10 protein-coding genes are annotated in these 11,826 nt (G+C 63.5%); 4 read left to right on the plus strand and 6 right to left on the minus strand.

Annotated elements, in window-relative coordinates:
* Positions 1-95: 95 nt before the first annotated feature.
* The 4 genes from ACSQ9D_RS15630 to ACSQ9D_RS15645 form a co-directional block, all read right to left on the minus strand.
* Complete coding sequence (locus tag ACSQ9D_RS15630) at positions 96-263, minus strand: hypothetical protein (protein ID WP_093041484.1); 168 nt, start codon at positions 261-263, stop codon at positions 96-98.
* A 235-nt stretch (positions 264-498) separates the two neighbouring features.
* Entirely contained in the window at positions 499-2,016 is a 1,518-nt protein-coding gene (locus tag ACSQ9D_RS15635) for a tripartite tricarboxylate transporter permease (protein ID WP_436282962.1), read from the minus strand.
* An 11-nt stretch (positions 2,017-2,027) separates the two neighbouring features.
* The gene (locus ACSQ9D_RS15640; RefSeq protein WP_024315893.1) at positions 2,028-2,519 is read right to left on the minus strand and encodes a tripartite tricarboxylate transporter TctB family protein; all 492 of its coding nucleotides are present in this window, start codon (positions 2,517-2,519) and stop codon (positions 2,028-2,030) included.
* Positions 2,516-3,460, minus strand: a complete 945-nt coding sequence (locus ACSQ9D_RS15645) for a Bug family tripartite tricarboxylate transporter substrate binding protein (protein ID WP_436282963.1) — start codon at positions 3,458-3,460, stop codon at positions 2,516-2,518. Before ACSQ9D_RS15645 ends, ACSQ9D_RS15640 begins: the two co-directional genes overlap by 4 nt.
* A gap of 316 nt (positions 3,461-3,776) precedes the next feature.
* Between ACSQ9D_RS15645 and ACSQ9D_RS15650 the strand changes: the two genes are divergently transcribed.
* Entirely contained in the window at positions 3,777-3,965 is a 189-nt protein-coding gene (locus ACSQ9D_RS15650; RefSeq protein ID WP_024315891.1) for a hypothetical protein, read from the plus strand.
* Positions 3,966-3,985: 20 nt separating this feature from the next.
* On the opposite strand, the gene ACSQ9D_RS15655 is transcribed toward ACSQ9D_RS15650, so the two are convergent.
* Positions 3,986-5,053 carry an ABC transporter substrate-binding protein gene (locus tag ACSQ9D_RS15655; RefSeq protein ID WP_436282964.1) on the minus strand — a complete coding sequence of 356 codons (1,068 nt, stop codon included), beginning with the start codon at positions 5,051-5,053 and terminating at the stop codon, positions 3,986-3,988.
* 50 nt (positions 5,054-5,103) lie between these two features.
* Positions 5,104-6,189: a MerR family transcriptional regulator gene (locus ACSQ9D_RS15660; RefSeq protein WP_436282965.1), complete on the minus strand. Its 1,086-nt coding sequence runs from the start codon at positions 6,187-6,189 to the stop codon at positions 5,104-5,106.
* Between the two features lie 137 nt (positions 6,190-6,326).
* Between ACSQ9D_RS15660 and ACSQ9D_RS15665 the strand changes: the two genes are divergently transcribed.
* The 3 genes from ACSQ9D_RS15665 to ACSQ9D_RS15675 all read left to right on the plus strand — a co-directional run bounded on the left by ACSQ9D_RS15665 (position 6,327) and on the right by ACSQ9D_RS15675 (position 11,814).
* Complete coding sequence (locus ACSQ9D_RS15665; protein WP_037119510.1) at positions 6,327-7,004, plus strand: response regulator; 678 nt, start codon at positions 6,327-6,329, stop codon at positions 7,002-7,004.
* Positions 7,001-8,383 (plus strand): sensor histidine kinase, encoded by a 1,383-nt coding sequence (locus ACSQ9D_RS15670; protein ID WP_436282966.1) that lies wholly within the window; start codon positions 7,001-7,003, stop codon positions 8,381-8,383. Before ACSQ9D_RS15665 ends, ACSQ9D_RS15670 begins: the two co-directional genes overlap by 4 nt.
* A 110-nt stretch (positions 8,384-8,493) precedes the next feature.
* Entirely contained in the window at positions 8,494-11,814 is a 3,321-nt protein-coding gene (locus ACSQ9D_RS15675; protein ID WP_436282967.1) for a DUF2126 domain-containing protein, read from the plus strand.
* Positions 11,815-11,826 lie beyond the last annotated feature (12 nt).

An 11,826-nucleotide genomic window follows, 5' to 3' on the forward strand; every position in this document is an offset into this window, starting at 1 on the left:
GGACAAAAATAAAGCCCGCGACCATCCGGTTGCGGGCTGTTTCGTATCTGGCGATCGGCGGACCGCCAAAACCGCGCCGAAGCGCGCAGATGAGTTTAATGGTTGATTCTGCCGAACATGCTCGGGTCGATGCCGAGCTCGCGCAGATCGCGGGCCTTCGGGCGACGGCCAGCTTCGATGGTGGCGCTCACAGCATTTGCAGCACCGATCACCGCAAAGGCGCGGCCAAGGAAACCATCGCGAATGGACTTACGGAAGGACATTTTCTTTCTCGCTTTGCTTTATGATTGACCGCTCACATGTGTGGCTGCGCGCGTCTCGCCACAAGCAACGGAAATTCAGCCCTGCTATGCAAGAACACGCGGTCAGCGGCTCCGCTGGCCCGAAGCAAGAGCTGCTCCTCAAGCCAGGCAGGAGCTGTCTTCCCAGTAGCACGAAAAGGCCGGCGGATGTTTCCATCGCCGGCCGCAAGGGAGGGGTTTGGGCAGTCTTTTTCTTCTAGTCCTCGTTCGCAGCAAGCTGCGACAGAACCTCGCCGCGTCCGCGCAACCGCAGAATCAGCGGAATGATGAAGGCCGCCGCGGCAACGATCAGCAGGCCGGCGGCGATCGGCGACATTACCAGCGTCGTCACGTCGCCCTGGCTGATCGCCAGCGCGCGGCGCAATTGCTGCTCCGCCAGCGGACCAAGGATGAGGCCGACGACGGCAGGCGCGATCGGGTAGCCGAAGAGCCGCATGATGTAGCCGAGAACGCCGAAGGCGAGCAGCATGCCGAGCTCGAACACCGAGGGGTTGGCGCCGATCGTGCCGAGCGTCGCAAACAGCAGGATGCCGGCATAAAGCCAGGGCTTGGGGATCGTCAGCAGACGCACCCACAAGCCGATCAGCGGCAGGTTGAGCACCAGCAGCATCGCATTGGCGATCAGCAGGCTGGCGATCAGGCCCCAGACGATCTGCGGGTTGTTCGCAAACAACAGCGGACCGGGCTGCAGACCATATTGCTGGAAGCCGGCGAGCATAATCGCTGCCGTCGCCGTCGTCGGCAGGCCAAGCGTCAAGAGCGGCACCAGCGTGCCGGCCGCAGACGCATTGTTCGCAGCCTCCGGACCGGCAACGCCTTCGATCGCACCGTGGCCGAATTCCTCCGGGTTCTTCGCCAGACGCTTTTCGGTAGCGTAGGAGAGGAACGTGCCGATCTCGGCGCCGCCGGCCGGCATAGCTCCGATCGGGAAGCCGATCAGCGTGCCGCGCAGCCAAGCCTTCCACGAGCGTGACCAATCCTGCGCCGTCATCCACAACGAGCCCCTGACGGCCTCGACCTTCTCTTCGCCACGATTGCCCTGAGCGGCGATATAGAGCGTCTCGCCGATCGCAAACATCGCGACCGCAAGCGTCGTTACCTCGACGCCATCGAGCAGATCCGGAACGCCGAAGGAAAGGCGTGCCTGTCCTGTCTGCTGGTCGATGCCGACCATGGCAAGGGCAAAGCCGATGAAGAGCGAGGTCAAGCCGCGCAAGGCGGAGTCCCCGAAGGCCGAGGAGACGGTCACGAAGGCGAGGACCATGAGGGCGAAATATTCGCGCGGTCCAAAAATCAGCGCAAGCTTGACGATATAGGGCGCGATGAAAGCAAGGCCGAGCGTTGCGATCAGTCCGGCGACGAACGAACCGATCGCCGCCGTCGCCAGCGCTGGCCCGCCGCGGCCGGCCCGCGCCATCTTGTTGCCCTCCAGCGCAGTGACGATCGAGGCGCTTTCACCGGGCGTGTTGAGAAGAATAGAGGTCGTGGAGCCGCCATACATGCCGCCGTAATAGATGCCCGCGAACATGATCAGCGAACCGGCAGGGTCCAGCTTGTAGGTGACGGGAAGCAGAAGCGCCACAGTCAGCGCCGGGCCGATGCCCGGCAGCACACCGACCGCAGTGCCGAGCGTAACGCCGACGAGCGCATAGACCAGGTTCATCGGCTGCATGGCGACCAGGATACCCTGGAAGAGGAATTCGAAGGTGCTCATCGCATCCAATCCTAGAAGAAGATTCGTTCGAACGGCCCGGCAGGCAGGGTCAGCTGCAAAAGCTTCGCGAAGATCACCCAGACGACGAAGCTGAAGGCGATGCCCGCGGGGATCGAGATCCAGAGTTTGCGACGTCCGAAGCCGGCCGCCGTGAACGCAAAGAGAATGCCGGTTGCGATCGAAAAGCCTGCTGTCTTGAGAAGCAGCATCTGCGCGGCAAGGCCGGCGACAATCCAGATGACGGGAGCAACTTCCTGATGTTCCCGTTCCGGAAACTCGTTGCGCCAGGCTTCGAAGATCGTCCAGATGCCGAGACCAATCAGCCCGAAGGCCACGACCTTGGGTGCGGTTGCTGGGCCGATGCGGTCATACTGGGCGATAGCGCGCATGTGCGATGCGTCCCAGAGCATGACGGCGGCGACGGCGAAAAGACAGATGGCGATGACCAGCGCCGCCCAGTCGGGGCGACGCTTCGTTGCCAAGGGTTCGTTACCCCTGCTCATTGAACAAGTCCGATCTCTTTGAGGATGGTTTCGGTTGCCGAAACGTCCTTGTCGAGCTGCGCCTTGAAGGCGTCGCCGGCGAGGTAGGTGTCGGCCCAGCCCTTGGTCTTCAGGATTTCCTGCCAGCCAGCGGATTTCGAAAGCTTGTCGAAATCGGCCGTGATCGCAGCCGTCTGCTCGGCCGAAAGGCCGGGCGCTGCGGCAACCATGCGCCAGTTCTCGACAGCGACATCGAGGCCCGATTCCTTGAGCGTCGGCGCGTCGACGCCCTCGATGCGCTTGTCGCTGGAAACGGCCAGAAGCCGGAGCTGCCCAGCCTTCACCTGCGATTCAAATTCACCGTAGCCGGAAATGCCTGCGGTCACCTGCCCGCCGAGAATAGCGGCCAGAGCCTCACCACCACCGGAGAAGGCGACATAGTTGATCTTCGTCGGGTCGACGCCGGCAGCCTTGGCGATCAGGCCGACAGCGATATGGTCGGTGCCGCCTGCCGAACCGCCGCCCCAGGAAACCGAGCCCGGATCCTGCTTGAGCTTGGCAACGAGATCGGCCATCGTCTTGATGTCGGACGCGGTCGGAACGACGATCGCCTCATATTCGCCGGTGAGGCGGGCAATCGGCGTGACGTCCTTGAGGGTGACCGGCGACTTGTTGGTCAGGATCGCGCCAACCATGACGTAGCCGCCGACGATCAACGCATTCGGGTTGCCGCTGTTCTGGCCGCTGAACTGGGCGAGACCGATGGTGCCGCCGGCGCCCGGAACGTTTTGAACCTGCACGTTGCCAGAAATGCCTTCCTTCTGCATAACGCTCTGCAGCGAACGGGCCGTCTGGTCCCAACCGCCGCCGGGAGCGGCCGGCGCCATGATGGTGTAGTCGGCGGCATAGGCCGGCAGCGCGACCGCGACTGCGAAAATGGTTGCAAGAAGAGTATGCTTCACGAGTGTGCCCTCCGTGGGCGCGGCTGAGAAACCGCGCATTGTTCTCGATGGAATCGGGAAGGACACTGCAGACGGACGTAGGGTCCGTTATGGCTGGCAAGCTCCTCCCGAAACTTCATCTCTCCGCCTCCACGGAGCTGAAGTTCTGCAAAGCGGACCACAACAAGCTGTCATTTAGCTGACATCGGCTAAGTATCCACCCCATAGTGACACTTTTTTGCCGTAATTGGCACTGGACGGGGGACATCGCAGAATTTCGAACTCGATGGAACTTGTCCGCCGCCCGGGCGTTAAGAACGGCTAGGAGGATTGGCCCATGAGTTCTCACATCGATACCAAGCAAATCGAACATGAGGGCTTACGACAGGTGTGGAGCGTGCGCGACTTCGCGCGCCGTCACCGGTTGGACAAGGAAGAGGAGAAGCGTCTCCTCGCGCTTTTCGGATCCTTCGCGACCAAGCAGGAATTGCTGGCCAACGCCCAGCGGCCCTGCCTGTTCCGGTAGCTCATTCCGCGACGAACTCCCTATTGCGTGCGCAGCACTTCGTTCCAGTGCGCGATCAGTCTCGCACGCTTGACCTGATCCAGATAGACCATCAATCCCGGGCTGACAGGCACGGGGCGCAACTGCGCACCCAGAAGCTCCTGCATCGTGTTGGCCGTATTTTCGCCGGCGACTTCGGGGCTGACGGCAGGAATCTGCAGCTCGCGCGCCATGATCGTCTGCCCCTCCTTGGACATGAAGAAGGTGAGGTAACGTCGCCCGAGTTCCGGGTCGGCCGCCGCCTGCGGCACGAGGCCGATGCGCGACATGACCACCGTATAGTCCTTCGGCAGCACGATCCCGACATCGGGATGGCGCTTGGCCCAATCGGCGGCGTAGGAGCCGAGGATGTTGTAGCCGAGCACAAAGCGTCCGTCGGAAACACGCTCCAGAATGGCAGAGCTCGTGGAATAGAGCTTGACGCCGGCCGCCCCCATGGCGCCGACGACCGACCAGATATCGCCGAACTGCTCCTGGTCGCGCGCCATGAACAGGAAGCCGACGCCGGAGCGCTCGATGTCATAGGTGCCGATCCGGCCGTGGATCGCATCGCCTTTGCGCTTGAGGTAATCGACGAATTCGGCCCGCGAACTCGGCGGCGGCTCACTGGCGAAGCTCGGCTTGTGGTAAACGAAGACCGCCGGCTCGAAAGTCAGCGCGTAGGCGGTATTGCGCCAGTTGGCCCATTTGGGCCAGCGAGCGCTCATCGGCAGGTTGCTCACCTGCGCGTAGCCGTCGTTGGAAAGCTTCACCTGCAGGTCCATCGCCGAGGAGAAAGCGAAATCGGCCGTGCGCTTGCCGGCATCGGTCTCGCGCACGATGCGGTCGTAGATTTCCCCGGTCAACATGTCCTCATACTTGACCGCCACATCGGGGTTCGCCTCTTGAAACCCGTGGATCATCGGCCGCGCCAAGGGCTCGTCGAGCGAGGAGTAAACGACCAGTGTCGGAGCTTCCGCATTGCCGGAACGCGCGGGATAGAACGCCTCGTCGGCCGTCGCCAGACCGGGACAGAGCAGCAGACATGCAAGTAAAGATAGTCTCCTCATTCCCCTAGGATGCATGAGGGTGGAAGGCGACACAAGGCACCGAGGCGATCCTAGGGCAGCGTGCGGATCCACGCGCCGCTGAACCGACCATCGTCGGCGAGAGTGAAGCGCCATTCCATCAGTTCGTTTTCGAAAGCCACCTCGTAGACGTCCCATCCTTCCGGCGATACACCCTTGAAAACATGGCCTTTCAAGGGACCCGCCTTTTCGAGATCGGCCTTGATCTTCTGGGCCTGCTCGCGCGTCGCGGCGGCGAGCGGCTCGGTCATCCGGCTGAGATCGTATTCGCCGCGTGCAGCCTCGGCGATGAGGCTCAGCAACAGGGCGTCGCTGCCGGCGACCGGTCGCTTGCCCCTGATCCTACTTTCAAGTTCAGCGGCGATCTCCTGCGCCAGACCCTCGCCGATGCGCCGTGCCGTCTGCTCGTAGCCGTTCTGATGTAGTATGAGGCTTTCGGCTGGAGCCCCATTCTCGTGGGCGAAGCTTAGCTGCGCCGGCACGACACGATAGAAAAAGACATCCTCCTTTTCAGGATAGATCTCCAACCCGTCCTCACCGGTGAGCTGAGCCGCCAGCCCTCCCTCACGCATTGAGATCGTCATGACGCCGCCGTTCGGAAACCGGTAGGCGCCGACATAGCGGGTGTAGAGGGCCGGATCGAGCGACACTTCGGTGCGCGGGCGGGCCTGCTCGTAGCGCCGCCATGCGACGGCATCAGCGGTATCGTCGCTCATATCTGTCTCTCTTGCTATCTTGATGAGGTCGTGGATGGAGATCGGCTCGCCGCCTGCAATGCGCTGCCGCGATGCCCGAATGAGGGCGAGCCCCTCCTCGGCCCTCTCGCGTAACGCGACGAGGGCGGCCTGCTGCATGGCGAGCGTCCGGTCGAGATCGATCGCACGTCCCGCCAGCAATTGGGTGATGTGGGCGAGACTTAGCCCCATGCGCTTCAGCGCCAGGATTTCATGCAACCGCGCTATATCAGAAAGACCGTATAACCGCCAGTTCTTGCCGGTCCGGCGCGGGTTGATCAAACCGCGCGCCTCGTAGAGCCGCAGCGCCCGCACCGTCAGACCCATCCGCTCGGCGCATTGGGCAGCCGTCAGCCAGAGATTTTCGTTGATTCGTCCGGTCATCGCGCCTCCATTGCCCCCTTATAGGCTATGACCTAAGGGGCGGCTCAAGCACGTTTTTCCTCCATCACTCGACGCGCCCGTCCTCGTGACATCGGCCGCACCAGCCTGTATCCTCTTCAAAAACCAAGGGAACATCCGTGCGCATTCTACTGGTGGAGGACAATATCGCGCTGGCCGACGGGCTTTCGGCCATCCTGCGCGGCACCGGTCATGCCGTCGATGTCGTGCATGACGGCGCCTCTGCCAATGCCGTGACGGCAGCTGAGAACTTCGATCTCGTCGTGCTCGACCTGAACCTGCCGGAGATGGACGGCCTCGATGTTCTGCGCGCCATGCGCGCCCGGCAGAACCAGTCGGCGGTCCTCATCCTGACAGCGCGCGGCGCGCCAGAAGAGCGCGTCAAGGGTCTCGATCTCGGCGCCGACGACTACCTCATCAAGCCCTTCGATGTTTCGGAATTCGAAGCGCGCGTGCGCGTTCTGCTACGCCGGCAGGCCGGTCTGCATTCGGCGACGGTCAGCTTCGGCGGTGTGTCGCTTGATCTCAACTCCCGCGCCTTCTCCGCCGGCTCGACGCCATTGGACATCCCCGCCCGCGAGCTCGGCCTTCTGGAAATCCTCTTCATGCGCGCCGGCAAGGTCGTCGCCAAGGAAGCGATCATCCAGTCGCTGACCGCTTTTGACGACGACATTTCCGCCAATGCCATCGAGCAGTATGTCAGCCGTCTGAGGAAGCGCCTGTCGCCCTACGGCCTGACGGTGAAGACCGCGCGCGGCATCGGCTACTATCTCGACAAGCTGCCCGAGGCCTCATGACAACGGTCTATTCGCTCAGACGAAGGCTCTTGTTCTGGCTGCTGATCTCGACCGCCATCATCGGCATAGTCGCGCTGGTCGACACCTACCGCGAAGCCGTGCAGACCTCCAACATCGTATCGGATCGCGTGCTGGCCGGTTCCGCGCTTGCCATCGCAGAACGCGTCGTCGTTGCGGAAGACGGCACGCTCGAGGTCGATATCCCCTATGTCGCGCTGGAGATGTTGACCTCGGCCGCGCAGGACCGCGTCTTCTACCGCGTCGACGGCCCGCCCGGAAAATTCATCACCGGCTATCAGGCGCTTCCCGTCCTTGTCGAAACCGTGGGCGACAATGCCGCCTTCGCTGACGATACCTTCCGCGGCGAGCCGATCCGCGTCGCAACGCTCAAGCGTTCGGCCTCGACAGGCATCCGCTCAGTGCCCTTCGCCGTTACCGTCGCGGAAACCACGATTGCCCGCCGCCAGCTTGCCCGCGCCATCCTCTTCCGCTCGGCGCTCCGCCTCTCGTTGATGATCGCAGGAGCCGCCGTCATCGTCTGGATCGCCGTCACCGTCGCGCTGCGCCCGCTCTACAAGCTGCGCGACGCGATCGGTGAGCGCAGTCCCGACGACCTCCACCCGATCGAACAGTCGGTACCGAGCGAGGTGCAGCCGCTGGTCGACACGGTAAACGGTTTCATGGTGCGTCTGGAGTCGGCGCTCGATGCGCTTCGCAACTTCACCGGCAACGCCAGCCACCAGCTGCGCACCCCGCTGGCGATCATCCGCACGCAGCTCGCGCTATCGGCCCGCGCCGGCACCTTGGCCGAAGCGCAAGGCTCCGCCCTGAAAGGCGACCAGGCCGTCGCCCACGCCGAACGAATCCTCGCCCAATTGCTGCTGATGGCGAAGATCGATGCGGCGACGGCCAAGGAGGCGCTGACGGCCTCCTCCATCGACCTGACGGCCATCGCGCAGGAGATCACCGGCGAACTCATCCCTGCCGCCGCCGAGGCGGGCATCGATCTCGGATTCGACGGTGACCGCCCTGCTTTCGTCCGCGCCGAGCCGCTGCTGATCGGCGAACTGCTGCGCAACCTCGCCGGAAACGCCATCGCCTATGCCGGCAAGGGCGCAGAGGTGACGGTTCGGATATCCGAGACGGATGATACTGTCCGCCTCGACGTCGAAGACAACGGACCAGGCATCCCGTCCGATAAGCTGGCCGCCGTCCGGCAGCGTTTTTCCCGTGGCAGCGATGCAGGTGCGCCAGGCGCCGGGCTCGGCCTGCCGATCGTCGAGGAGATTGCCGGCCTCTTCAATGCGGCGCTGACGCTGGAGCCCGGCACGGACGGTACGGGCCTCAAAGCCTCCGTGACCTTTGCGAAGGCGACGTAAAGGCTTAGCCGGCTCGCCCTTACCGCCTTGCATTCTTTCGCTGCATTGCACACACTGATGCCCGGGAACAGCAAATGCCGCACGACGAGTGGCAGCGGACAAGGCAACATATGTCGATCAAAGCCAGCATCTATCATCTGACGCATTACAAATACGACAAGCCGGTCCGCCTCGGGCCTCAGATCATCCGCCTGAAACCGGCCTCGCATTCGAAGACGCGGGTGATCAGCCATGCGCTGAAGGTCTCGCCGTCCAACCATTTCGTGAACCTGCAGCAGGATCCCTACGGCAATTATCTCGCTCGCTACGTCTTTCCGGACCCGGTCACCGAGTTCAAGATCGAGGTCGATCTCGTCGCCGACATGACGGTCTACAATCCCTTCGATTTCTTCATCGAAGAGAGCGCCGAGACGTGGCCCTTCTCCTATCCCGAAGACATCAGGGACGACCTGAAGATCTACATGCAGCCGCAGCCGATGGAGCCGGCGCTGGCAGCCTACGTATCAGGTATCGACCGCACGCCGGTCCGCACCATCGATTTCATCGTCGGCCTCAACGCCCGCCTGAAGGAAGACATCGAATACGTCATCCGTATGGCGCCCGGCGTCCAGACGCCGGAGGAAACGCTGAAGCTGGCGCTCGGTTCCTGTCGCGATTCGAGCTGGCTGCTGGTCGAGATCCTGCGCAATCTCGGGCTCGCTGCCCGCTTCGTCTCTGGCTATCTCATCCAGCTGACGCCTGACCTGAAGGCGCTCGACGGCCCCTCGGGCACTGAGGTCGATTTCACCGACCTGCATGCCTGGTGCGAAGTCTACCTGCCCGGCGCCGGCTGGGTCGGCCTCGACCCGACCTCCGGGCTGCTGACCGGCGAGAGCCACATCCCGCTCGCCGCCACCCCGCACTATCGCAATGCCGCCCCGATCTCCGGTGCGCTCTTTGGCGAGGCCAACACCGAGTTCGCCTTCGACATGAAGGTGTCGCGCGTTGCCGAGCATCCGCGCATCACCAAGCCTTTTTCTGAGGACAGCTGGGACGAACTCAACGCACTCGGCGCCAAGGTCGATAGCATCCTTCAAGCCGAGGACGTTCGCCTGACCATGGGCGGCGAGCCGACCTTCGTCTCCATCGACGACTTCGAATCCGAGGAATGGAACACCGCCGCCGTCGGCCCGACCAAGCGCGAGAAGGCCGATATCCTGATCCGCAAACTGCGCGAGCGCTTCGCCCCCGGCGGCTTTCTGCATTACGGCCAGGGCAAGTGGTATCCGGGCGAAAGCCTGCCACGCTGGACCTTCTCGCTCTACTGGCGCAAGGACGGCAAGCCGATCTGGCAGAACCCGGAGCTGATCGCCGGCGAAGGCAAGGACACCGGCGTTAAGGCCGAGGACGCCTCCAACCTGCTGAATGCGATCGCCCGCGAGTTGGCGATCGAGACCGACATGGTGCTGCCCGCCTACGAGGATCCGGCCGAATGGATCATCAAGGAAGGCAGCCTGCCGGAAAATGTCGATCCGTCCAATTCCAAGCTGAAGGACCCGGAAGAGCGCAGCCGCATCGCCCGCGTCTTCGAGCGCGGCCTGACGACGCCGACCGGCTACATTCTGCCGGTTCAGGCCTGGAACGCCAGGGCATCGGGCCAGCGCTGGGTCAGCGAAAGATGGAAGACCCGCCGCGGCAAGATCTTCCTCGTGCCCGGCGACAGCCCCGTCGGCTATCGCCTGCCGCTCGGCACGCTGCCCTATGTGCCTCCGGCTCGCTTCCCCTATATCCACCCAGCCGATCCCTCGATCCCTCGCCAGCCGCTGCCAGAGGTCTTCGTTCCCGCCGGCCGCGCCATGCCGGAAGCGTCCCGCCACAGCGACGACAGCAGCCAGAGCCGCGTCGAGCAGACGATCGGCGAAATCGGCGGTGCGGTGCGTACCGCCATTTCGGTCGAGCCGCGCGACGGAAGGCTCTGCGTCTTCATGCCGCCGGTCGAGCGCATCGAGGATTATCTCGAGCTGATCGCCGCCGCCGAAAATGCCGCCGCCGAGCTCGGTGTGCCCGTCCACATCGAAGGTTACTCGCCGCCGCAGGACGAGCGCATCAACGTCATCCGCGTCGCCCCCGACCCCGGTGTCATCGAGGTCAACATTCATCCCGCCTCCAACTGGCAGGATTGCGTCGACATTACCACGACGGTCTATGAAGAGGCGCGCCAGACCCGACTCGGCGCCGACAAGTTCATGATCGACGGCCGCCACACCGGCACCGGCGGCGGCAACCACGTCGTCGTCGGCGGCGCCAACCCCGGCGACAGCCCGTTCCTGCGCCGCCCGGATTTGTTGAAGAGCCTGGTGCTGCACTGGCAGCGCCATCCCTCGCTCTCCTACATGTTCTCCGGCATGTTCATCGGCCCGACCAGCCAGGCGCCGCGCATCGATGAAGCCCGCCACGACAGCCTCTACGAGCTGGAGACGGCGCTTGCCCAGATCCCCGCGCCCGGCCACGGCGCGGCACCGCTCCCATGGATCACCGACCGCCTGTTCCGCAACACGCTGATCGATGTGACGGGCAACACCCACCGCGCCGAAATCTGCATCGACAAGCTGTTCTCCCCGGATGGCCCGACCGGCCGTCTCGGCCTCGTCGAGTTCCGCGGTTTCGAAATGCCGCCGAACGCCCGCATGTCACTTGCCCAGCAATTGATGGTGCGCGCGCTGATCGCCCGCTTCTGGCAGAACCCGGCCGATGGCATGTTCGTCCGCTGGGGAACGACGCTGCACGACCGCTTCATGCTGCCGCACTTCGTCTGGGCCGATTTCCTCGACGTGCTCGGCGATCTCAAGCAGAACGGCTTCGACGTCAGGCCCGAATGGTTCAAGGCGCAGCTCGAATTCCGCTTCCCCTTCTGCGGCGAGGTCGAATACGAGGGCTCGAAGCTGGAACTACGCCAGGCGCTGGAACCTTGGAATGTGATGGGCGAGGAAGGGGCGATCGGCGGCACCGTGCGCTATGTCGACAGCTCGGTCGAGCGGCTGCAGGTGCGCCTCGAAACCAGCAATGCGTCGCGTTACACCGTCACCTGCAACGGCCGCAGCGTGCCGCTGACGCCGACCGGCACCGCCGGCGTCTCCGTCGCCGGCGTCCGCTTCAAGGCCTGGCAGCCGGCGTCGGGATTGCACCCGCTTCTGCCGGTCAACACGCCGCTGACCTTCGACATTTATGATACGTGGTCGAAGCGTTCGATCGGCGGCTGCATCTATCATGTTGCCCATCCCGGCGGGCGTAGCTATGACACCTTCCCTGTCAATGGTAACGAAGCGGAAGCAAGGCGTCTGGCGCGATTCGAGCCGTGGGGGCATACGGCAGGCGGTTATATCCAGCGCGCTGAAACAGTGTCGCCGGAATTCCCGCTGACGCTGGACCTTCGACGACCGGTTGGGATTTAGACGTTAGGGTGA

The organism is Rhizobium sp. LjRoot258, from assembly GCF_964254185.1.
In the GTDB taxonomy this organism is placed as follows: domain Bacteria; phylum Pseudomonadota; class Alphaproteobacteria; order Rhizobiales; family Rhizobiaceae; genus Rhizobium.